Source organism: Rhodococcus sp. NPDC060176, from assembly GCF_042728675.1.
GTDB lineage: Bacteria > Actinomycetota > Actinomycetes > Mycobacteriales > Mycobacteriaceae > Rhodococcus_F.
The window spans coordinates 375,651-396,560 of record NZ_JBHWYS010000004.1; the positions used below are offsets into that span (position 1 = coordinate 375,651).

The following is a 20,910-nucleotide window of genomic DNA, read 5'->3' on the forward strand; positions in this document are numbered from 1 at the left end:
TTACGTCTCGTCGAGGGTCAGCGCTTTGGCCGGGCACGCACGAACTGCCTCCCGGACGAGAGCTTCGTCGCCGGCATCGACCAATTCCTTGTGAAGAATCAGCGATCCGTCGTCGGCTACCTCGAAGTAGTCTTCGGTTACGGATTCGCAGATCCCGATTCCGGTGCACCGTCCGCGATCGACAATGATTTTCATAGCGCCGTTCCTGTTCTTTACTGGGGTTGTTACACGCGTACCGGGAGGTGCTTGATCCCGTTGATGAATTCGCTGAAGAGGTACACCGGCTCGCCAACCTCCATGGTGGGAAGTTTGGTGAGAATCTGTGAGTACAGCGCTCGCAGTTGGGCTTTGGCGACCATGTGGCCAAGGCAGTAGTGGACCCCGCCACCGCCGAAGGCAACATGGTTGTTGTTGGGGCTGCGCTGCAGGTCGAATCGATGAGGATCGTCGAAGGTGTCCTCATCACGGTTGCCCGAGCAGTAGAACATGACGAGCTTGTCGCCCCTGTTGATCTGTCGTCCACCCACCTCGACGTCCGCAGTGGCTGTGCGTGCAAATTCCTGGACGGGTGAGGCGTGGCGAATGAACTCCTCGATCGACTGCGCGATGCGGCCGTCGAAGTCTTCCGTCAGCCATCGCTTCTGGTCCGGATTCTTGGCCAGCGACATGGCGGTGTGGCTGGTGGTCTGCTTGGTGGTGTCATTGCCGGCGACACTGAGCAAGAGCATCATGGCAGTGACGTCCGACTCGGAGAGCGGTTTACCGTCGAATTCGGTGTTGGCCAGTGCCGTGGCGATGTCGTTGGCCGGGTTCCTGCGACGGAAATCGACCAGGTCGTTGCCGATCTGCGCCAAGATCTCGATCTGCTGCACGGTGAACTCGACCGGTGACATCCCCTCCGGGCACACCTCGGGGTCGGCGGCACCGACAAGGTTGTCGCCGGCCTTCGCGAAGTCTTGGACCAAGCTCTCGGGTACACCGACGAGATCGGCGATCGTGAGCATAGGCAGCTTCGACGCGACTTCGGTGACGAAGTCGAATTCGCCCGCGCCGACTACTCGAGCGACGATTTGTTCGGCACGTTCTTCGATCTTGTCGCGCAGACGCTTGACTGCCTTCGGCGTGAACCCGGAGCTGATGATCTGGCGGAATCGAGTGTGATCGGGCGGATCCATCATCACGAAATTCTGTCCCCCGTACATTTCCGGATCTTTCGGCGCGAACCCCACCCCCCGCCACTTCAGTTGATCGGAGCTGAAGATTTCGTGGTTCTGACTGACGAAGGCGATATCTGCACTCTTGACGACTGCCCAGAACCCGGGCTCGCCGTGGTCGGGTTTGAAGTGTGGGCGGTCCAGAGGCTTGTGCCAGCTCAGCGGAGCATTCTTGCGCAGCCATTCGAATGTCTTGTCCCGCTCGGCAAATGGCCGATTCCAGAACTCGATGCTGGTGATATCGATGTCCGGCGCCGTCAGCGGGTGCTCGGTGGATGGAATTGAAGTGGTCATCCAGGTGCCTTTCTGTGGCTCCAGCGGGGGTGTTCAGTCGACGAAGTTTCTAATCGTCGGGGTGTAGCAGTCGGCTAGCCGAAGATCGCTTTACGGACGTCGGTTCGAGAGGACCAAACTGCCGGCGGCGCCGAAGTAGTACCCGACTCCCTGAACGAAGCTGATTTCGACGTCGGGAACCTGCTCGCACGCTTCCCCGCGTAGTTGGCGCACGGCTTCCTGGATTGCGAACATTCCGTACATACCGCTGTGGCTGTAGGACATTCCACCGCCGTTGGTGTTCATCGGAAGTCGGCCGCCCTTGGACGTATGTCCTTCGGCGACAAAGTCTCCCGATTCACCGAAGCCGACAAACCCGAGATCTTCGAGCATGTACAGCGGGACGTGGGCGAAGGCGTCGTACGCCATCACATGGTCGACGTCGTCGTGGGTGATTCCGGCCGTGGCGAACGCTTCTGTGCCCGCGCGACGGAATCCACCGAACGATCCGGGGTCCTTCATCTGTGAAACCAATGTAGATTCGGAGGCTTCACCGGATCCGAGAAGGTAGAGATGCCGATCGGATCCCGGCATGTCGGCTGCTCGTTCTGCGCTGGTGAGGATCAAGGCGCCGCCGCCGTCGGTTTGCACACAGCACATGTCGCGGGTGAACGGGTACGCCACGCGCGGACCAGCCAGCACTTGGTCGACTGACGTCGGCTTGCGGCGGAAAGCCCGCGGATTGTCGAGCGCCCAGTTGCGCTGGGAAACGACCAGTTCGGCCAGGTGTTCGATGGTCATTCCACGCTCGTGCAGAAAGCCCAGCGCAGGAAGAGTAAAGGTCGAATACGGCATGGTTGCGCCGTAGACAGTCTCGAACTGACCGGTCATGGAGTTCAAAGCCAGCGGCCATGGTGGCACGCCAATGCGGGATCTGCCGGACTCTCCGTGTGTCACGAGAATAACGTCAGCGGCACCAGAAGCAATGGCGGCTGCGGCGTGGCGTAGGTGAAGCATGAAACTGCAGCCGCCGACGCCTGTTCCATCCAGCCAGCGAGGGGTTATACCGAGATGGTGAGTGACCTCGAAGGGTCCTAGTCCGGTGGTCGCGACGCCGTCGATGTCCGCGGGTGTGAGGCCGGCGTCGGCCATTGCGTTGCGGGCGGCGTTGGCATGTAGATCGAGGACAGACATGTCCGGCAGTACGCCGATTTCGGTGGTCTCCGACGCGCCGACGATCGCAATGTTTCCGTTGTGCATTGATGTCATCGGACCGACTCCTGCAACGGCGTGAACATAGGGAGCTTCAGGTCTCCACGTTCGACGAACGTGACCTCGAGCTTCAGGTCGAGCGGAAGGTTTTCAGGCTCGGGATCCACCCCGATCACGTTGCTCATCAGACGGGGTCCCTCCTCGAGTTCGACCAGGGCGACGACGATGGGAGTCGCCGGGTCGAATGGTGGAGTCGGTCGATAGTTGATCACGTAGGACACCAGTCGGCCTCGGCCACTGACTGGGGTCCACGCCACGTCGTCGGAGTTGCAAAACGGGCAGAAGGGGCGCGGATAGAAGTAGTGCTGTTCGCACGACTTACATTGTTGAATGGTGAATTCCTCCCGCTGTGCACCTTCCCAATAGGGAGCGGTGGCTGGGGTCGGAACCGGTACAGGCCCTGTCAAGGGACAGTCCTTTCGTCGCGTGGCTCTACGATGGGTCATCAAGACATTCAACGGAATACGTTCCGCACTGTCTTCTAAGTAGAACGCGTTCCGCTGCACTCGTTTCGGCGAAATACCATCTGTTACGTTTCTTTGGACTGGGCGAACTTTGTGTCGCTTCGATAAACGGAACGCGTTCTGTCACGATCAGAGTGATCCAGTTCATGCCGGATGTCAAGGTTTGGCTGGGAAGTTCGAGAAATCAGATTGGCGACTTTGGATGCGGGCTTGCCAACCACATACGTAACGTGTTCTCTTTAAGTGTAGTAACTTGTCGGACAACGCTTTCGGAGTTCAAGCTGATTGAACTGACAGATACCGTCCGGTAACCCCGCTTCGCTCCCGTAAACATCTAGTTGGATGGAATTGAGGTCCTTCATGCCGATCGACAGCTCACTCGTCGGACTTGCCGGCAAGTCTGTCTGGAAGACGTGGTCGTCGAAAGACGCTCTGCTGTACGCCCTGGGCGTCGGCGCCGGTCAGGCGGACCCGCTCGACGAGTTGGAGTTCACCACGGAAAACAGCGACAGCATTGCGCAGAAGGTTCTCCCGACGTTCGCCAATGTCGCATTCTCTACCGCCGGAGACGGGCCCTCGCTACCCGACGACGTCGACTACAGCAAGCTCTTGCATGCGTCGCAATCGTTCAGCCTGACGGGCCCGCTCCCGACTGACGGTCGCGTTGAAACCGCCACCAAGATCACCGGCGTGTACGACAAGGGATCCGGTGCCTTGCTCACGATGGAAACCGTCGCCCGCGACTCTGTCGGACAGCTGGTGGGAACCATCGAGTCGGCGTCGTTCTTCCGGGGTTATGGAGGGTTCGGCGGTGAGCGTGGGCCGTCAACCTCATGGGAACTCCCGGGGTACAAGCCGGATCACGTTGTCACATATACGACTCGGCCGGATCAAGCGCTGCTCTACCGACTGAGTGGGGACCGGAATCCCTTGCATTCGGATCCCACGTTCAGCGCCCGCGGTGGATTTTCCACGCCGATCCTGCACGGAATGTGCACCTACGGCTACGTCGGCCGGGCTCTTCTGCATGCTGTGGCCGATTCGGATCCCACACGCTTCACTGCGATGTCGGGGCGGTTCACCAAGCCTCTGTTGCCCGGACAGACAATCACTACCTCGATCTGGGTTGACGGCACCGGTGTGAGGTTCCGGACGGTGGACGACATCGGTGACGTGGTCATCGACCACGGCACCGCCACAATCCGCTGACGGCACCGCCGTAATCCACAGACACCCCATCCCCGTTACAGACTCGTCGCGATGTTTGTCGCGGCATTAACAAAGGAAAGATTCATGGGTTCACTCGAAGGTCGCGTAGCGATCGTGACCGGCGGCGGCCGAGGTATCGGCGCGTCGATCAGCAGATTGTTCGCCGCCGAAGGCGCCAAGCTTGTCATCAACGACCTCGGCTCGACCACGGATGGCCAGGGCGGAGACCAAGGGCCGGCGCGTGACATCGCTGCCGAAATCGTTGCCGGCGGTGGTGAAGCCGTTTCGGACGGCGGCGACATCGCCGATGTTGCGACCGGTCAACGCCTGGTCGATCTCGCTCTGGAGCACTACGGCAAGCTGGACATCGTCGTCAACGTCGCAGGAATTCTGCGTGACAAGATGATCTTCAACCTCCCGGAAGAAGACTGGGATGCAGTCATTCGAGTTCATCTGCGTGGCCACTTCAGCACGATCAAGCCGGCGGCAGCCTATTGGCGAGCGCAGCGAAACCCGGAGGGCCAGTACCGCATCATCAACTTCACCTCCGATTCCGCGTTGCAGGGGTCGCCGGGTCAGCCGAACTATGCCGCAGCCAAGATGGGCATTGTCGGCTTGACCGCGTCCACGGCTAACGCTCTAGGGCGATACGGCGTTACGGTCAACGCTATCGCTCCGGGAGCGGTTACCCGTCTGACGCAAACCGTCCCCGAGGAGAAGAGTATGGGCGGTGGCTTCGAAGACACCGCCTCGCCGGACAACATCGCGCCCATCGTCGCGTACCTTGCCGGAACGAGTTCCGATTGGCTGTCTGGCCGCACGATCGGTGCCATGGGCTACGACGTGAAACTGTGGAACAGCCCTGAGGTCGTCTCCACGGTCACGTCCGACGGGCCGTGGAGCCTCGAAGACCTGGCAGCAAAGGTAGAGCAGGACTTCCGTCCGTTGGCTGACGGTCTGCACCCGTCCATCTTCATGGCCCAGGTCCCTTCCTGACCGGTGAATGCCGGATGAAAGGGAAGCCACTGCCCTAAGGGCGTGCGCTGGCGTCGGGATGGGACTATATCGTGGTAAGGGACGTGACAGTGTCAGCTTCTGGTACATGATTGGGGAATGACTGGATGGCCGCTGCAGTAAAGGTGAATGGCCGCACAGCTGAGGCCAAGGCCTTCCGTGTCGAGCGAGTCGTGAAAGCGACCCGTGAGCTGGCAACCGCTGGTGGCTACGAAGCCGTGCAGATGCGGGAGGTTGCTCGCCTTGCTCAGACTGCCCTTTCAACCCTGTACAAGTACTACACGTCCAAAGACGACCTCATCATTGCAGCTGTCACATCGGAATTGGGCTCTCTAGCAGCGGACGTGCTTCGCCGTCCGCCGCGACAGAAGACAGCGACGGGGCGGGCGGGCGAAGTGTTCGTCCGCGCGTTCCAAGGGATGGTCCGGGATCCAGGGTTCGCCCACGCTGCAATGGCCGTCCACAATACGTTGCGTGAATACGACCCCGACCGCGCCGAGCGCCCCGCAGAAAACGATGAGTCAGCACCCTGGTTCACCCTTTTCGGCAACATTGCGGCCACTCAGGCGTGGGGTCCCGATCATCATTGCACCCCAATGCAATCGCGCACGATGGGCATGCTCGAGACCTTGTGGGGCGCCAGTGTTGTCGGGTGGCTGAATGGGCACACATCAGTCGACGAGGCTAAACGGCGCCTCCGCCTGGCCGCGAAACTCTTGCTTTCGGCGGACACTGCTGACCTGAACGGTCAATCGGTAAGCGATAACTGAGAAAACCCTCCAGGCGGCGTGAGCTGATTGCACGTTCTCTGAACAAGTCGCCATGACAGGACTTCGGCCCCGACTTCTTTCGAAGTCGGGGCCGAAGGCTTGGGTTACCTATGTGTACCGAGTTTCAAATCGGCTCTGCGAGTAGGCTTTCAGGACTGGCCGCTGAAATATGCTCGGACTTGACGACGCTCACGAGCGTCGTGCGGTCCACTCGGCAGTGGCCGCGTCGATGTCTTGCTTCAACTTCTCGAAGAACGACGGTGACGGCGTGGGGATCAAATCAGCTGCGGCAGTCAGTGATTGACTGAGGGCGATTCGACGCTCACGCAACTCGTCGTCGCTCAGGAGGCTGAGGTCCGGCATCGCGAGCCCCCTCGTCCGGTGTGATTCGTGTTTCGGCAGACCGTGCGCATCGGGATCGATGCATGATTCGATGCGCACGGCCAGTGCACTCCAGGCTGGGGGCCGGAATGCAAAATCTACTTTACCAAAGGATTACCAATGGTTGCGGATTGCATCCTCGCCTTCGGTTGCTGAGGAGCGCTTTCACAGCGTTCTCCCAGGTGCTAAGTCCTGACAACCGTTGAAGCTGCAACTATCGTCGAACCCATGAAAAAGATCTGGTGGATCGGCGGAGCAGTAGTTGTGGTCGTGCTTGCCCTGCTCGTAGGGCCATGGGCGTACGGGAAGTTCATCGCTGAGGACGATGCACCGGCGGCCGTGGTGTCTACTCAGGGCGCAGAGGCGGCGTCCGGATCGATCGACGGACAGTGGACCGTCGTCGCCGGTCAGGGAGACAACCAGACGGCAGCCGGATACACCGTGCACGAGATTCTCAACGGATCGAGTGTGACCGTCGTCGGAACCACCGGCGAGGTGAGCGGAAACGCCACCGTCGAGGGTGAAAAGCTCACTTCTGGCGAAGTAACGGTGCAGGTGGCAAGCATCAAGACCGACTCGGATCGGCGCGATGGCCAGTTCACGGGCAATGTGATGGATACCAGCACGTATCCGACGGCGACGTTCACGATCGACTCGCCGGTGGACTTGTCTGCTGTACCGACGGACGGAACAACGGCGACGGTCACGGTGTCAGGAACGCTGACGCTCAAGGGTCAGTCCAAGCCGGTATCGGTCGACATGACTGTTCTGCATTCGGGTGATTCGCTGATTGCTTCGGGCTCGATTCCGGTCACCTGGAACGATTTCGGCGTCGAACCTCCGTCGCTCGGCTTTGTCACCGTCGACGGCAGCGGTTCGGTGGACTTCCTGGTCTCGCTAGCCGCGAACTGAATTACGTCCACCCGATTCGCACTGCTTCGGGGCGGGCAGGGAAGATTAAGGACATGACCTTCCTTTCTCGTTGTCCGTTCCGAAGGCAGTGTGCGATTTCTGCCCGGACGGAATGAACGGGTGATGCCCCAGTGGAGACCGTTCCGAACGGGTGAAGATCCCGACCCACGGTTCACTCTCGCCAATGAGCGGACGTATCTGGCCTGGATCCGCACCGCGACGGCCTTCGTCGCGTCGGGCGTCGGGCTCGAGGCTTTCGGCGGCGACATTCTCAACCCAACGGTTCGCGCCGGCCTGGCCGCGTTGCTGCTCGTCGGCGGCGCTCTGATCGCCATCACTTCTTTTGTCCACTGGATCAGCGCCGAGCGAGCGCTGCGTGCTGAGCGTTCGTTGCCGGTGCCGCTGATGGCGCCGGTGGTCGGTATCGTGCTGGTGATCTGCGCGACCGTCCTGGTGGTCGAGGTTGTGAACTGAATTGACCGCGCTCGAACCTTCGGAAGGTGTCACGCCGGATAGGGGTCTGCAGTCCGAGCGCACATCGCTCTCGTTCGTACGGACGAGTCTGTCGATCCTCGGCCTGTCTGCTGCCTGCCTGCGATGGTTGCCGCCGTTCGGTTCGGTGGCACTGATCGGCCCGTCCCTCGCGGCGATCCTTGTCGTCGCGGTGACGGTCTACGAACGTCGGTCGCGGCCCAGACGATTGGCCCAGTTCTCAGCTGAAAAGGCAATGCCTGCTTTGGGTATGGGAGCAGTTCTCGCACTGAGTCTGTTACTGCTCAGTGCGACGGGGCTGTGGATTCTGTTGAAGTGACCTCAGCTTTCGGTGCCCAGCCAGGTGGGCCGAACACGTAGCCGGCTCGCTGCCGCCACGAGGTCGACGCCTTCCAATCGCGAGCGATGGCAGCGTATTCGCGCGTTTGAAGCTTCCAGATGTTGTACGTACCCACCGGTGTCGTGAGTCCGTAGGTGGGCCGGTGGGTTTCGGCTGCGAAGGTTCCGAACATCCGGTCCCAGATGATGAGGATTCCAGCGTAGTTGCGGTCGAGGTACTCGGCGTCGGAACCGTGATGGACACGGTGATGTGAAGGTGTGTTGAAGATGAATTCGATCGGGCGCCAGAGCTTTCCGACACGCTCGGTGTGGACGAAGAACTGGTAGACGAGGCTGACGGAGAAGCCGACGAACACCATCCACGGCGGAATCCCGAGGAACGGCAACGGCAACCACATGATGATCTCACCGCTGTTGTTCCACTTCTGCCGCAGTGCGGTGCTGAAATTGAAGTACTCGCTCGAGTGGTGAGCCTGGTGTGTGGCCCAGATGACTCGAACTCGGTGCGCGATGCGGTGATACGCGTAGTAGAGGACGTCGATTCCGAGCAGCAGGATCACCCAGGTGTACCAGGCCCTCGGCGAGAGGTGCCAAGGAGCGAGATACACCCAGATTGCCGAATAACCGATCAGTGCCAGCACTTTCCAGAACGTGCTCGTGGCGATCGACACCAGTCCGAGGAGGATGCTGGTCCGAGCGTCGATACGGCGGTACCCGCCCTGTGCGGGCCGTGCGCGTCCGTCGGCGTCGTCCGGATGATCTTCGAGCGCTCGGGCGGCGATCCACTCGATGCCGAGGAAGACGACAAATGCGGGGATTGCGAGCGTCACAGGGTCGTGGAGTGGTTCGAGCAGCAACCGCCATGACTCGAGAAGGGTTTCCCACACGCGATTTGTCCTATTCTCTCACTCTATTCGTTACATCATGCATCAATATGTAACGTCAGGGAAGCTTTTGTAGCAAGAAACCTGCGGGTTTGTTGCTACTTTTCATAGAACAATGGTAGGAATTGCCGGTGCATATCACCGCGAAGGTGGACTACGCCGTGCGGACTCTGGTCGAGCTTGCGGCAGTCGGTCCGGACCCGGCCAAAGCCGAGTTTCTCGCCAAATCCCAGGTAATACCCCACAAGTTCCTGGAAGCGGTGCTCTCTGACTTGCGGCGCGGCGGCCTCGTCAACAGTCGCCGAGGCCCGGATGGTGGATACTGGCTCGCTCGGTCCGCGGACGAAATCACGATTGCCGACGTCATCCGCGCTGTCGAAGGACCGCTGGCGTCGATTCGGGGACAGCGACCGGAAGACGTCGACTACGGAGGACCGGCAACACCGCTCAAAGAAGTGTGGATTGCAGTGCGCGTCAACCTTCGCGCCGTGCTCGAGAACGTCACGCTCACCGATGTCGCAGGTGGTGAATTGCCCGAGTTCGTTCACGAACTGACGGCAGATCCCGAGGCGTGGAGCCGGCGCTGATGCAGCGCGAGTTCACACTGTCCGTCGGGGACGCGGAACAGTCATAGGCGCAGTGTTCGCGGCGTTGCCGCCCGCGGATTTTGCGTCGTACATCAGATGATCGGCCGCAATGGTCGCGCGGGAGAACTCGTTGTAGTCGAACTCCTCCTGGTGCGGGATGAAAGGTAGTGTCACTGCTCCGACGCTGACCGTCGACAGAGGACTGTCGGACGCGCTGGCCACTGCCTTGGGCAGGGTTGCGATTCGCTTGCGCAGTCCGTACGGGGTGCCGATCATCACGACGGTGAACTCCTCACCGCCGGTGCGCGCGGCGTAACCGAAACCGTTCACATGCTCTTGCAGACGCGTTCCGGTTCGGATGATGACGGCATCACCGACTTCATGGCCGTAGGTGTCGTTCACCGCTTTGAACTTGTCGATGTCGACGACGGCAACAGCGATGTCGGCACGATTCGACGACGCGACCGACCAGATGCGCTCCGACATGTCCCACAACCCTCGTCGGTTCAACAGACCGGTGAGCGCATCCATCTTGGATCCTGTTGCGCGAGCGAGCAATTGCCGCCACGTGAACTGAATCGTGGCTGGAATGAAGATTACCGCACACAGCACGACGTCAGTTCGGGCGATCACGCTGGTTACCGAGTAATCACTGTTCGTCAGGCCCAGCACGGTCAGCGCGATGACAAACGTCGTGGCAAAAGCGAGGTGGAATGCCAGCCAGCGGCGGTCGAGAAAATAGGTGAAGTAGGCACCGGTGGCGACGAAGAGGACCGCCCCGAACAGGGCGGCGTTGTGGCTGGTGAATGTGATGAGAATCGATGCCGTGGCGAGGTCTGCCCACAGTCCGTAGAGCTTGAGCGTGCGCGCACCTTTGATGCGGCCGACAAACCAGAGAGTCGTGGGGATCAGGTTCACCGTCGCAATGCCGACGAGCCAAGCGCGAGCAAATGGTCCGTCGGGGCCTTCGGTACTGAGGAGAAACAGGTAAGCCACAAGCGAGAAATTGAGCGAGCAGAACCCGATGGTCAGGTAGACGAGACGCAAGACCGAACCTCGTCCGGCCTTCGATCCCCACAGCATGACCGTGGATGAAACCGGCCAGGTGTGCAGGAGCGGGTCCATCAGATTCCTTTGCTGAACTACTTGTGGTTAATCAATAGCAAAGTATGTCAGCCCATGTTGATTTACGCGTCAACTTGGCCGGGGATATCACCGGAGGTGATGCGCGCGGCCCCTTTCTGTTGCCCTTGTTCAGGCATTTCACGTGCACGGATGTGAGCCACGCCTCGAGTTTCCCGGCTGTGTGTTGGATCGCACAAGTTTGCAGACCTCTGCAAACTTGCAGAGGTCTGCAAGTTCGGTACGGTGGTGGAGTGATGACCGAGCCAAGCCTTCGCGACCGCAAGAAGGCAGCAACCCGTAACGCACTCAGTGATGCGGCGGCACGACTGGCTCGCGCTCTCGGGATCGAATGCGTCACCGCTGACGCGATCGCATCCGAGGCGGGAGTGTCGACGAGGACCTTCCACAATTACTTCTCCAGCAAGGAGGAGGCAGTCCTCGCCAGCTTCGAGGAGTCGATCGCCTCGTGGATCGAGGCGCTTGCGGCCCGACCCGCGGACGAACCCATTCTCGACGTGCTCGAGAACCTTGTGGTCGAAATCGTGAGCGATTCAGGCCCGGGTGTGGAAGAAAAAGTAAACATCTGGATGTTGTCGGACTCGAGTCCTGCTCTCTATCGGGATGCGGCAGACATGCACCAGCGGATCAACCGTGCAGTCACTCGGGCATTGGCCGAACGCACCGGCACGGACGCCGAACGGGACCTGTATCCGACCCTCCTTCTCGGGGTTGTGGCCGGGGCCTGCAAATCGGTGATCGACATCTGGACCGGAGGAAAGTCGGAGGCTTCCGGTCCAGAAGAACTGGTCCATGACGCTTTTCGTCAAATTCGAGCGGGAATGCCGGCACCGGCACCGCGTCTCTGAGACCTACACGTAATACCTGTCCACGTACACGCACCGAAACAGCAAGGAGCCCGTCGTGGCCACCTATCTCTATCGGATCGGCAAGTTCGCCTACCGGCGAAAAGGTGCGGTCCTCAGTGTTTGGCTGATAATCCTGGTCCTGATGGGCGTCGGGGCAGCCACCCTGTCCGGCCCCACCAAGGATTCGTTCTCCATCCCGGGGACCCCGGCGCAGCAAGCGCAGGACTTGATGGCTGAGCGATTCCCCGATGCTCCCAATCCGATGGATTCGCTGAGCGCCCGATACGTCGTCCAGGCTCCGGCAGGCACAACGCTGGCTGATCCGGCGAACGTCAAGGCAATGGACGACATGCTCGCGAGTATCCGCGGCATCGACAAGGTCACCGATTCTGCCAAGGTGGACCCGGCAACTGCCACTCCGGAACAGGCCGCGAAGGCGCTGGTCAATCCGGTTACCGGCAACGACTCCATGGTTGCGATGTTCAAGGAAAAGGCAGCTGCGGCTGGAACTTCCGAGGCACAGGCCGTGGACGACGCGCGTGCGTTGTCGCCGCTCAGTGCCGACGGCACAGTTGGTTACGTCGAGGTTCCGTTTGCCGGTGACTTCGCCGATCTCGACCAGGCGTTGCGCGATTCGATCAACTCCGCAGCCGATGTCGGGCGAGCTGAGGGACTCAACGTCCAGGTCAGTGGTTCGGCCGCTCAGGAAGCAGAGATGCCCGGTGGCGTCACCGAGCTGATCGGCATCGCCGTTGCCGCAGTCGTTCTGGCAATCACCTTCGGTTCGCTTGTGGCCGCAGGACTTCCGCTGCTCACCGCGATCATCGGTATCGCTATCGGCAGCCTCGGAATCACTGTCGCCACCGGATTCATGGATCTCAGCTCCATGACTCCGACGCTGGCGATCATGATCGGCCTGGCGGTGGCGATCGACTACTCGCTGTTCATCATGTCCAGGTTCAGGCATGAGCTCACGCTCACCGACAACCGTGCCGAAGCAGCGGGCCGCGCTGTCGGAACTGCCGGTTCCGCAGTGGTATTCGCCGGTTTGACGGTCATCATCGCGCTGGTCGCGTTGCGCGTCGTCGGCATCCCGTTCCTCTCGGACATGGGTGCGGCAGCAGCCTTCACCGTGCTGATCGCGGTCCTGATCGCTCTGACCTTGCTGCCCGCGATCCTGGGCATGTTCGGGCGCAAGGCTTTTGCCGGCAAGATTCCCTTCCTCAGCAAGCGTGCGGAGGAGTCTGAAGACGAAGATTCGGGCAAGCCGAAGTTGGCGCTGCGCTTCATCAACGCCGTCGTCCGCCGTCCGCTCGTTCCGCTGATCGGTGGTGTAGTCCTACTGGGCGCATTGGCCCTACCCGCAACGGGATTGAGTCTGGCATTGCCGTCGGAGGCCACCGGTGACCCGGCGACCAGTGCGCGTCAGGCATACGACCTGATCGACGAGGGCTTCGGTGACGGCCGAAACGGACCGCTGATCGCCGTCGTCGACGCCAAGGATGCCAGCGTCCCCGCCGGGGAGGCGTTCGCGGAGGTCGTCTCGACCATCTCGAGCTTCGATGACGTTCAGAACGCGCAGGTCGTCGGAGTCAACGACGCCGGCAATACCGCGCAGGTGCTGATCACTCCGAAGAGTGGACCGACCGATCCGGCCACGATGGATCTGGTGGGCAGTCTCCGCGGAGCAGAAGCGGGACTCAACGATTCGATCGGCGTCAGCTACGGCATCACCGGTCAGACCGCACTCGAAGGCGACGTCTCGGACACGCTGAAGGATGCACTGGTGCCCTACCTTGCCGTAGTGGTCGGCCTCGCATTCATCTTGTTGCTCTTGGTGTTCCGTTCGATCCTGGTTCCACTGACTGCGACGCTCGGCTTCCTCCTCAGTGTGCTCGCGACATTCGGTGCGACGGTGGCGATCTTCCAGCACGGCTGGTTGGGCATCATCTCGAACCCGCAACCGCTCGTGAGTTTCATGCCGATCTTCCTGATCGGCGTGGTGTTCGGACTGGCGATGGACTACCAGGTGTTCCTCGTGACGCGTATGCGTGAGGAGTACGTCCACGGTGCAACCGCGAAGGAGGCCGTGACCATCGGCTTCAACCACGGTGCCCGTGTGGTCAGTGCGGCTGCGGTCATCATGATCTCCGTGTTCGGTGCCTTCATCGCAGAACCGAACTCGTTCATCAAGTCGATCGGCTTCGCGCTCGCTGCGGCAGTGTTCTTCGACGCCTTCATCGTGCGCATGGTGATCATCCCGTCCGTCATGGCACTACTCGGCGACAAGGCGTGGTGGCTGCCGAAGTGGCTGGACAAGATTCTGCCGAACGTCGACATCGAGGGCGAGAAGCTCAGCAAGGCCCTCCGCGACGAGAAGGAAGCGGAACTGCAGTCCGCATCTGCTTGATCTCTGCTGTGCGCCTTTGTTAACCCCCCGCGGTTAATAAAGGCGCACAGCTGTTTTCCGGGTATCGAAATATCCAGCGGCACATGTCGGCCAGGATTGGTAACCTTCGCTCACTATGCTGATCAGGCTGCTGCGCACTTATCTGACGCCGTACCGGGGTGAACTCACGGGCGTTGTCGTCCTGCAGTTTATTTCGACTATGGCGGCCCTTTACCTTCCGAGTCTCAACGCCGACATCATCGACAACGGCGTGACCAAAGGCGACACCGGCTACATCCTCTCCACCGGCGGGATGATGCTGATGGTCACGCTGACGCAGATCCTGTGCTCGGTGGGTGCGGTCTTCTTTGGAGCGCGAGTCGCCATGGGCGTCGGGCGCGATCTCCGAGCGTCGGTGCTGCATCAGGTCGGGACGTTCTCGGCCAGGGAGGTCGGGCACTTCGGTGCGCCTTCGCTGATCACTCGCAATACCAATGACGTCCAGCAAGTGCAGATGATGGTCGTGATGAGTTGCACCATCCTCGTCATGGCGCCGATCATGTGCGTCGGCGGCATCATCATGGCTCTGCGTCAGGACCTGAATCTGTCCTGGATCCTCGGGATCAGCGTTCCGCTCCTCGTTGTCTCGATGGGTTTCCTGATCGCCCGGATGGTTCCCGGATTCCGGGTCATGCAGGGTCGTCTCGACGCTGTCAACCGCGTTCTTCGCGAACAGATCACCGGTATCCGCGTCGTCCGAGCGTTTGTACGGGAACCGTACGAGGTAGAGCGTTTCGGCGACGCCAACCGTGAGCTGACGGAGACTGCACTCGGCGTCGGCCGCCTCATGGCGCTGATGTTCCCGCTCGTGATGCTGATCAGCAACGTCACCAGCGTCGCGGTGATCTGGTTCGGTGGTCATCAGATCAACGAGGGCTCGATGCAGATCGGCTCGCTCACGGCGATGCTCAGCTACATCATGCAGATCCTGATGGCCGTCATGATGGCCACCTTCATGGCGGTGATGCTGCCGCGTGCATCGGTGTGCGCCGAACGTATCTCCGAGGTGCTCGACACGGATTCGTCGGTGATCCCGCCCGAGAATCCGGTCCGAGAACTGAAAGACCCGGGAGTTGTCGAACTTCGTGGCGCTCAGTTCCAGTTCCCCGGAGCCGAAGAACCCGTACTGCGTGACATCACCTTCCGCGCCGAGCCCGGTAAGACGACAGCGATCATCGGCGGTACGGGATCGGGAAAGACGACTCTGCTCAACCTGATTCCGCGATTGATCGACTCCACCTCCGGATCGGTATCGGTGGGCGGCGTCGACGTCCGCGACATCGACACGGAGTTGCTCTGCTCGGTGATCGGTCTGGTCCCGCAGAAGCCGTATCTGTTCTCCGGCACTATCGCCACCAATCTCCGCTACGGAAACCCCGAAGCTACCGACGAATGGCTGTGGGAGTGCCTCGAGATCGCCCAAGCTGCCGACTTCGTCCGTGCCATGCCCGAAGGCCTGGACACACCGGTGGCGCAAGGCGGTACGACGGTATCGGGCGGTCAGCGTCAGCGACTCGCCATCGCCAGAGCATTGGTGCGTAAGCCGCAAATCTATCTGTTCGACGATTCCTTCTCGGCACTCGACCTCACTACCGATGCGAGGCTGCGTGCGGCGCTCCGGCCGGTCACGCAAGACGCCTGCATCGTCGTTGTCGCGCAGCGTATTTCCACCATCGTGGAAGCTGATCAGATCCTCGTGCTCGACGACGGCGCCATCGTGGGGATCGGCACGCACGACGAGCTCGTGGTCAGTTGTCCCACCTACGGCGAAATCGTCGCCTCTCAGCTAGCCGTACAGGACGCATCATGAGTAATCGACCGACTTCCTCGCCTCCCATCGGCCCGCCCGGGGGTGGCGATCCCACCAAGAAGGCCATGAACTTCGGCCCTTCGCTCAAACGTCTTCTTGGACGCTTGAGTCCGGACAAGCCGATCGTCGTCCTGATCTTCGCTTTGGTGACCGCAAGCGTCGTACTCTCATCGATCGCTCCGAAGATCCTGGGAAACGCGACCAACCTGATCTTCGACGGCATCGTCAGCAAGCAACTCCAGCCGGGGACTACCAAGGAACAGGCTGTCGAGGGGTTGCGTGCTTCGGGGCAGGGTCAGCTAGCGGACATGGTGTCCGGCATGGCCGTTGTACCAGGAACCGGAATCGATTTCGACGCCGTCGGCAAGGTCTTGATGATCGTGCTCTTGCTGTTCGTCTGTGCGTCGCTGTTCAGTTGGTTGCAGGCGTATCTGCTCAACATCGTGGTGCAGCGGACCGTTCGCCGGTTGCGTGAGGACGTCGAGCAGAAGATTCACCGACTTCCCTTGCGGTACTTCGATACCCATGCCCGCGGCGATGTTCTCTCGCGCGTGACCAATGACATCGACAACGTCGCGCAGAGCCTGCAGCAGACGCTCAGCCAGTTGGTCATGTCGGTGATGACCGTACTGGGCATTCTGGTGATGATGCTGTGGATCTCACCGTTGCTCGCCTTGATCGCGGTGGCAACCGTTCCGCTGTCGATCATGGTCACAGCGTTCATCGCGAAGCGTTCACAGAAGCACTTCGTGGCGCAGTGGAAGAGCACCGGCGGAATCAACGCACAGGTCGAGGAAGCGTTCAGCGGCCACGAGTTGGTCAAGGTGTTCGGCCGCCAGCAGGAGGTCGAGGAGCGCTTCCGCAAGCAGAACGAGGATCTGTACGAGTCCAGCTTCAAGGCGCAGTTCATCTCCGGTCTGGTCATGCCGGCCGTGATGTTCCTCGGCAACCTCAACTACGTTGCCATCGCAGTGGTGGGCGGTATGCGCGTCGCTTCCGGAACGATGACTCTCGGCGACGTGCAAGCGTTCATCCAGTACTCGCGGCAGTTCACGCAGCCGCTCACGCAGATCGCGTCGATGACCAATCTGCTGCAGTCCGGCGTCGCTTCGGCCGAGCGTGTGTTCGCGCTGCTCGACCAAGAGGAGCAGTCGGAGGACCCGAAGGGCGCGAAGTCGCCGACGGTCGACAAGGGTCGCGTCAAGTTCGAGAACGTCACGTTCAGTTACAAGCCGGAACAGCCGTTGATCGAGGACTTGTCCCTGACCGCCGAGCCGGGTCAGATGGTGGCGATCGTCGGCCCCACCGGCGCCGGCAAGACCACCCTCGTCAACCTCATCCTGCGGTTCTACGAACTGAATTCGGGCCGAATCACTTTGGACGGCGTCGACATCGCCGACATGACGCGAGACGATCTGCGTTCACGCATCGGCATGGTTCTGCAGGACGCGTGGCTGTTCGGTGGAACAATCCGCGAGAACATCGCGTACGGCAAGCCCGGTGCCACCGACGAGGAAATTCGTCGCGCAGCCGAGATGAGCTACGTCGACAAGTTCGTGCACTCCCTGCCCGAGGGCTACGACACGGTCATCGACGAGGAGGGCAGCAACGTCAGTGCCGGCGAGAAGCAGCTCATCACCATCGCCCGCGCCTTCATCTCGCAGCCGTCCATCCTGATCCTCGACGAGGCGACCAGTTCGGTGGACACCCGCACCGAACTACTGGTCCAGAGCGCCACCGCGGTTCTGCGCAACGACCGCACCAGTTTTGTCATCGCACACCGTCTTTCGACAATTCGTGATGCAAACCTGATCGTGGTGATGGAGGACGGCCGGATCGTGGAGCAGGGGAGCCATGAAGCTCTGCTCGAATCCCGCGGCGCGTACTTCCGTCTGTACAACAGCCAATTTGTGGGCGCGGAGATCTGATGCCTCAGTAGACTGGAGCAGACTTGGTCCGCTGGGTGGACCACATTCTGTGTACTGGAGGCGCTCGGCGATGCATTCGTTGCTGGGGAAAGCGCGCCTGATACTCGATTCCTTCGATGCGGATTCGGGTGCGCTGTCGCTGACCGAACTTGCGAATCGGAGTGGTGTTGCGAAGGCGACGGTGCATCGAATAGCCGGTGAGCTGGTGTCTCTTGGTCTACTGGAACGGGTCGGCACCAGGTACAGGTTGGGTTTACGGCTCTTCGAACTGGGGCAGTTGGTTCCGCGTCAACGGATTCTGCGCGAGGTGTCCTTGACGTATGTGCAGGATCTTCACGCGGCGACCCGGGAGACGGTTCACCTCGCGATTCGCGACGGCCTCGATGTTCTGTACATCGACAAGATCTCCGGTCATCACGGGGTGGACCTGCCGTCGCGGGTTGCCGGCCGGCTGCCGATGTATGCCACGGCAACGGGCAAGGCGATACTCGCGTACTCACCGGATTCCGTTTTTCGAGCGGTGACAGGCAACGGATTTGTCGAGTTCACCGATCGGACGGTGAACTCGGAAGACGGGTTACGCAGGCAACTCGACGCTGTTCGTTCGCAGCAGTTGGCGGTCGAGACCGAAGAGGTTCGCCTGGGAACATCGAGTATCGCTGCCCCGATCTTCGGTGGACACGGTGAAGCAGTTGCCGCGATCGGTGTGTCGAGTCCGCGGTATCGAATGGATGCCGAGCGTTTTGCCGAACCGTTGCGCGCGGCGGCCGCGGGAATCAGCCGGAAGGTATCGGTTCTCGAACGCTCGGCATAACCGTTCTATCGACGCACGCAGAGCAGCGCGATCACGCCGAGAACCGAAGCCCCGGTCATGGAGATGGCCACGGCAAGGCTGGTGTTGCCGAGAAGACCGACGATGGGCGCAACCACAGCGGCAGCGCCGAACTGTGCAAATCCGATCAGCGCGGCTGCTGAGCCTGCGGCTTCTCCATGACGGGACAGTGCAACCGCCGGTGCGTTGGGCATGACAAAACCCGTTGCGCAGAGCATCAGCAGGATGGGGACGGCAAACCCGACGAATCCCCACGAGCCGGTGGCGGCAACAACAACAAATGCAGCGCCGACGCCACTACTGCCCCACATCGCCCAGATCGTGATGGAATTCGGCGACCACCGGCCGAGAAGCACGACGTTGAGCTGGGACGAACCGATCAGAACGAGGGCGCCGCCGGCAAAGGCAAATCCGTACGCTGTGGCGCTCAGTCCGAACTGTTCCTGCATCACGTAGGACGACGCGGCGATGTACGACCACAAAACGCCGCGGCCGAGACCGCACACGAGCACCAACACCATGAAATGGGCGTCCTTGACGAGCGCAATGTAGTTTCGCGCGATGGCGCCGATGCCTTTGCCCGACCGATTCTCGGGTGCAAGTGTCTCCGGTAGCGATACTGCCGCGAGTGCAATCATCGCGATGCCCAGGAGGAAGAGAGCGAGAAAGACTCCGCGCCACTGCGTTACGGACATCAGTGCCCCACCGATGGAGGGGGCTAGGATGGGCGCTACGCCCATGACCAACATCAGTCGCGAAAGTACAACTGCCGCATCGTGTCCGGTGAAGAGATCACGAACGATTGCCATCGCGATCACGCCCGTCGCGGCGGCGCCGAAACCTTGAAGGGTCCGCAGGGCAGTGAGGACTTCGATGGACGGAGCAAAGAAGCAGGCCAACGACGCGGCGACGTGAATTACTGTGCCCACGAGCAGGGGACGTCGACGTCCGTAGATGTCGGACAGTGGGCCGATGAGCAACTGGCCGAAGGCCAGACCCAGCAGTGTGCCCGTCAGGGTCAGCTGAACCATCGTGTCCGACGTGCCGAATTCCTGCGTGATCTGCGGCAGCGCAGGAAGGTACATGTCGACGGTGAACGGCCCGAGGGCGGTGAGAATTCCGAGAAGCAGTACCAATCGGATCCGTGCACCGCCCGTCGGGGCGATCACCGTTCGTTCAGTTGTGCTGTTGGTCAAGGAAACCCGAAACTACACTGTAGTAGTCGTATGGTCGCTCTTCCTGAAGATGATGCGACGCCTTGTCCATGATGTAGAGATGGCCATGGGGAATCATCCGCGCCAGCATGAGCGGGTAGTCCGGGGTGAGGAACGCGTCGTGCATGCCCCAGGCGAAGAGCGTCGGCGCCTGGATCTGGCCGAGTTCAGCTGTGAGATCCTGCCAATCGCCACGAGGTGAGTCCGCCGAGGCAGACAGGGCCATTTCTTCGGGGTCGAGACTTTGCTCGTATCGCATCTGGAGAGTTTCGGCGGGCAACTTCGATCCGTCGAACCATTCGAGGCTGGTGATCAAGGTGCGGAGTTTTTCGAGGGTGGGGCCGGTGCCGCCGTAGTAGACGTCGCGGGCGTTGCGGCCACGACGGCCGTCCTCGGGGAGCGGCGCGAGTGGTCCGTAGAAGACTGGCATGCTGCCCGTGATCACCAGGGACCGAACGCGTTCCGGGTACTTTGCCGCAAGATTGAGCGCTATGGTGCCGCCCCACGAGTTGCAGACGAAGTCTGCGCGTTCGATTCCGAGCTCGTCGAGCAGGGCAACCATCTTGGCGGCGTGGAAGTCCCACATGGGGCCGGTGATGGAGCACTTGTCGGACCGACCGTATTGCAGGAGATCAACGAGAATCGCTCGTCGATCCGAGGCGAAGAGCGGTGCCACCGGCCCGAAGTCGGACCACGCGGTGCAGCCGGGGCCGCCTCCGTGCAGGAAAATCGTGGGGTCGCCCTCGCCGAGGTCGTAGTAATGGAATGTAACGCCATCTGCTTTGGCGTACAAGCTCTTCGGTTGATCAGCCATGGCTATACCTGACCTCGAGGTGAGCGGTATGGGAAGTATTGCGGTCCGGCAGGCGAACCCG

At 60.9% G+C, this 20,910-nt stretch carries 21 protein-coding genes; 12 read left to right on the forward strand and 9 right to left on the reverse strand.

Annotation, left to right across the window (positions count from 1 at the left end):
• From ACFWEM_RS21365 to ACFWEM_RS21380, 4 genes are all read right to left on the reverse strand, one after another.
• A complete protein-coding gene (locus tag ACFWEM_RS21365) occupies positions 1–195 on the reverse strand; it encodes a ferredoxin (RefSeq protein ID WP_378536731.1) in 195 nt (64 codons plus the stop codon).
• Positions 196–224: 29 nt separating this feature from the next.
• A complete protein-coding gene (locus tag ACFWEM_RS21370; RefSeq protein ID WP_378536734.1) occupies positions 225–1,508 on the reverse strand; it encodes a cytochrome P450 in 1,284 nt (427 codons plus the stop codon).
• Positions 1,509–1,598: 90 nt separating this feature from the next.
• Positions 1,599–2,756 carry a thiolase gene (locus ACFWEM_RS21375; RefSeq protein WP_378536737.1) on the reverse strand — a complete coding sequence of 386 codons (1,158 nt, stop codon included), beginning with the start codon at positions 2,754–2,756 and terminating at the stop codon, positions 1,599–1,601.
• On the reverse strand, positions 2,753–3,166 hold the full coding sequence (locus ACFWEM_RS21380) for a Zn-ribbon domain-containing OB-fold protein (RefSeq protein ID WP_378536740.1): 414 nt from the start codon (positions 3,164–3,166) through the stop codon (positions 2,753–2,755). Before ACFWEM_RS21380 ends, ACFWEM_RS21375 begins: the two co-directional genes overlap by 4 nt.
• A 417-nt stretch (positions 3,167–3,583) precedes the next feature.
• Here ACFWEM_RS21380 and ACFWEM_RS21385 point away from each other — a divergent pair, with 417 nt between their 5' ends.
• The 3 genes from ACFWEM_RS21385 (at position 3,584) to ACFWEM_RS21395 (ending at position 6,216) form a co-directional block, all read left to right on the forward strand.
• The gene (locus tag ACFWEM_RS21385; RefSeq protein WP_378536743.1) at positions 3,584–4,432 is read left to right on the forward strand and encodes a MaoC/PaaZ C-terminal domain-containing protein; all 849 of its coding nucleotides are present in this window, start codon (positions 3,584–3,586) and stop codon (positions 4,430–4,432) included.
• Between the two features lie 84 nt (positions 4,433–4,516).
• Positions 4,517–5,428 carry an SDR family NAD(P)-dependent oxidoreductase gene (locus ACFWEM_RS21390; RefSeq protein WP_378536746.1) on the forward strand — a complete coding sequence of 304 codons (912 nt, stop codon included), beginning with the start codon at positions 4,517–4,519 and terminating at the stop codon, positions 5,426–5,428.
• Positions 5,429–5,553: 125 nt separating this feature from the next.
• A complete protein-coding gene (locus ACFWEM_RS21395; protein ID WP_378536749.1) occupies positions 5,554–6,216 on the forward strand; it encodes a TetR/AcrR family transcriptional regulator in 663 nt (220 codons plus the stop codon).
• Between the two features lie 189 nt (positions 6,217–6,405).
• Here ACFWEM_RS21395 and ACFWEM_RS21400 read toward each other — a convergent pair whose 3' ends face one another.
• Complete coding sequence (locus tag ACFWEM_RS21400; protein WP_378536751.1) at positions 6,406–6,579, reverse strand: hypothetical protein; 174 nt, start codon at positions 6,577–6,579, stop codon at positions 6,406–6,408.
• 246 nt (positions 6,580–6,825) lie between these two features.
• Here ACFWEM_RS21400 and ACFWEM_RS21405 point away from each other — a divergent pair, with 246 nt between their 5' ends.
• The 3 genes from ACFWEM_RS21405 to ACFWEM_RS21415 all read left to right on the forward strand — a co-directional run bounded on the left by ACFWEM_RS21405 (position 6,826) and on the right by ACFWEM_RS21415 (position 8,320).
• Positions 6,826–7,509, forward strand: coding sequence for a YceI family protein (locus ACFWEM_RS21405; RefSeq protein ID WP_378536754.1), 684 nt, complete (start codon positions 6,826–6,828; stop codon positions 7,507–7,509).
• Positions 7,510–7,632: 123 nt separating this feature from the next.
• Positions 7,633–7,983, forward strand: coding sequence for a YidH family protein (locus tag ACFWEM_RS21410; RefSeq protein ID WP_378536757.1), 351 nt, complete (start codon positions 7,633–7,635; stop codon positions 7,981–7,983).
• 1 nt (position 7,984) lies between these two features.
• Positions 7,985–8,320, forward strand: a complete 336-nt coding sequence (locus ACFWEM_RS21415; protein WP_378536759.1) for a DUF202 domain-containing protein — start codon at positions 7,985–7,987, stop codon at positions 8,318–8,320.
• On the opposite strand, the gene ACFWEM_RS21420 is transcribed toward ACFWEM_RS21415, so the two are convergent.
• The gene (locus ACFWEM_RS21420; RefSeq protein WP_378536762.1) at positions 8,286–9,227 is read right to left on the reverse strand and encodes a sterol desaturase family protein; all 942 of its coding nucleotides are present in this window, start codon (positions 9,225–9,227) and stop codon (positions 8,286–8,288) included. The two genes, ACFWEM_RS21415 and ACFWEM_RS21420, sit on opposite strands and share 35 nt — an antisense overlap.
• Positions 9,228–9,355: 128 nt before the next feature.
• Between ACFWEM_RS21420 and ACFWEM_RS21425 the strand changes: the two genes are divergently transcribed.
• Positions 9,356–9,811 (forward strand): RrF2 family transcriptional regulator, encoded by a 456-nt coding sequence (locus ACFWEM_RS21425; RefSeq protein ID WP_378536765.1) that lies wholly within the window; start codon positions 9,356–9,358, stop codon positions 9,809–9,811.
• 12 nt (positions 9,812–9,823) lie between these two features.
• Here the strand turns inward: ACFWEM_RS21425 and ACFWEM_RS21430 are convergent, their stop codons facing one another.
• Positions 9,824–10,936, reverse strand: a complete 1,113-nt coding sequence (locus tag ACFWEM_RS21430; RefSeq protein WP_378536768.1) for a GGDEF domain-containing protein — start codon at positions 10,934–10,936, stop codon at positions 9,824–9,826.
• A gap of 254 nt (positions 10,937–11,190) precedes the next feature.
• Between ACFWEM_RS21430 and ACFWEM_RS21435 the strand changes: the two genes are divergently transcribed.
• The 5 genes from ACFWEM_RS21435 (at position 11,191) to ACFWEM_RS21455 (ending at position 18,803) form a co-directional block, all read left to right on the forward strand.
• Positions 11,191–11,802: a TetR/AcrR family transcriptional regulator gene (locus tag ACFWEM_RS21435; protein ID WP_378536771.1), complete on the forward strand. Its 612-nt coding sequence runs from the start codon at positions 11,191–11,193 to the stop codon at positions 11,800–11,802.
• A gap of 55 nt (positions 11,803–11,857) precedes the next feature.
• Positions 11,858–14,212 carry an MMPL family transporter gene (locus ACFWEM_RS21440; protein ID WP_378536774.1) on the forward strand — a complete coding sequence of 785 codons (2,355 nt, stop codon included), beginning with the start codon at positions 11,858–11,860 and terminating at the stop codon, positions 14,210–14,212.
• 115 nt (positions 14,213–14,327) lie between these two features.
• The gene (locus ACFWEM_RS21445) at positions 14,328–16,061 is read left to right on the forward strand and encodes an ABC transporter ATP-binding protein (protein WP_378536777.1); all 1,734 of its coding nucleotides are present in this window, start codon (positions 14,328–14,330) and stop codon (positions 16,059–16,061) included.
• Entirely contained in the window at positions 16,058–17,989 is a 1,932-nt protein-coding gene (locus ACFWEM_RS21450; protein ID WP_378536780.1) for an ABC transporter ATP-binding protein, read from the forward strand. The genes ACFWEM_RS21445 and ACFWEM_RS21450 overlap by 4 nt, the downstream gene beginning before the upstream one ends.
• Before the next feature lie 70 nt (positions 17,990–18,059).
• Positions 18,060–18,803, forward strand: a complete 744-nt coding sequence (locus ACFWEM_RS21455; RefSeq protein ID WP_378536783.1) for an IclR family transcriptional regulator — start codon at positions 18,060–18,062, stop codon at positions 18,801–18,803.
• A 5-nt stretch (positions 18,804–18,808) separates the two neighbouring features.
• On the opposite strand, the gene ACFWEM_RS21460 is transcribed toward ACFWEM_RS21455, so the two are convergent.
• Both ACFWEM_RS21460 and ACFWEM_RS21465 read right to left on the reverse strand, forming a co-directional pair.
• Positions 18,809–19,990 (reverse strand): multidrug effflux MFS transporter, encoded by a 1,182-nt coding sequence (locus ACFWEM_RS21460; protein ID WP_378536786.1) that lies wholly within the window; start codon positions 19,988–19,990, stop codon positions 18,809–18,811.
• Positions 19,991–19,997: 7 nt separating this feature from the next.
• Complete coding sequence (locus ACFWEM_RS21465) at positions 19,998–20,849, reverse strand: alpha/beta fold hydrolase (protein WP_378536788.1); 852 nt, start codon at positions 20,847–20,849, stop codon at positions 19,998–20,000.
• Positions 20,850–20,910 lie beyond the last annotated feature (61 nt).

What these genes read in the sequence shown, in the direction of transcription:
- ACFWEM_RS21370 (WP_378536734.1), bottom strand. Translation starts at nt 1,508, where the DNA reads ATGACCACTTCAATTCCATCCACCGAGCACCCGCTGACGGCGCCGGAC.
- ACFWEM_RS21435 (WP_378536771.1), top strand. Translation starts at nt 11,191, where the DNA reads ATGACCGAGCCAAGCCTTCGCGACCGCAAGAAGGCAGCAACCCGTAAC.
- ACFWEM_RS21385 (WP_378536743.1), top strand. Translation starts at nt 3,584, where the DNA reads ATGCCGATCGACAGCTCACTCGTCGGACTTGCCGGCAAGTCTGTCTGG.
- ACFWEM_RS21465 (WP_378536788.1), bottom strand. Translation starts at nt 20,849, where the DNA reads ATGGCTGATCAACCGAAGAGCTTGTACGCCAAAGCAGATGGCGTTACA.
- ACFWEM_RS21445 (WP_378536777.1), top strand. Translation starts at nt 14,328, where the DNA reads ATGCTGATCAGGCTGCTGCGCACTTATCTGACGCCGTACCGGGGTGAA.
- ACFWEM_RS21430 (WP_378536768.1), bottom strand. Translation starts at nt 10,936, where the DNA reads ATGGACCCGCTCCTGCACACCTGGCCGGTTTCATCCACGGTCATGCTG.
- ACFWEM_RS21455 (WP_378536783.1), top strand. Translation starts at nt 18,060, where the DNA reads ATGCATTCGTTGCTGGGGAAAGCGCGCCTGATACTCGATTCCTTCGAT.
- ACFWEM_RS21450 (WP_378536780.1), top strand. Translation starts at nt 16,058, where the DNA reads ATGAGTAATCGACCGACTTCCTCGCCTCCCATCGGCCCGCCCGGGGGT.
- ACFWEM_RS21410 (WP_378536757.1), top strand. Translation starts at nt 7,633, where the DNA reads ATGCCCCAGTGGAGACCGTTCCGAACGGGTGAAGATCCCGACCCACGG.
- ACFWEM_RS21400 (WP_378536751.1), bottom strand. Translation starts at nt 6,579, where the DNA reads ATGCCGGACCTCAGCCTCCTGAGCGACGACGAGTTGCGTGAGCGTCGA.
- ACFWEM_RS21390 (WP_378536746.1), top strand. Translation starts at nt 4,517, where the DNA reads ATGGGTTCACTCGAAGGTCGCGTAGCGATCGTGACCGGCGGCGGCCGA.
- ACFWEM_RS21375 (WP_378536737.1), bottom strand. Translation starts at nt 2,756, where the DNA reads ATGACATCAATGCACAACGGAAACATTGCGATCGTCGGCGCGTCGGAG.
- ACFWEM_RS21365 (WP_378536731.1), bottom strand. Translation starts at nt 195, where the DNA reads ATGAAAATCATTGTCGATCGCGGACGGTGCACCGGAATCGGGATCTGC.
- ACFWEM_RS21405 (WP_378536754.1), top strand. Translation starts at nt 6,826, where the DNA reads ATGAAAAAGATCTGGTGGATCGGCGGAGCAGTAGTTGTGGTCGTGCTT.
- ACFWEM_RS21395 (WP_378536749.1), top strand. Translation starts at nt 5,554, where the DNA reads ATGGCCGCTGCAGTAAAGGTGAATGGCCGCACAGCTGAGGCCAAGGCC.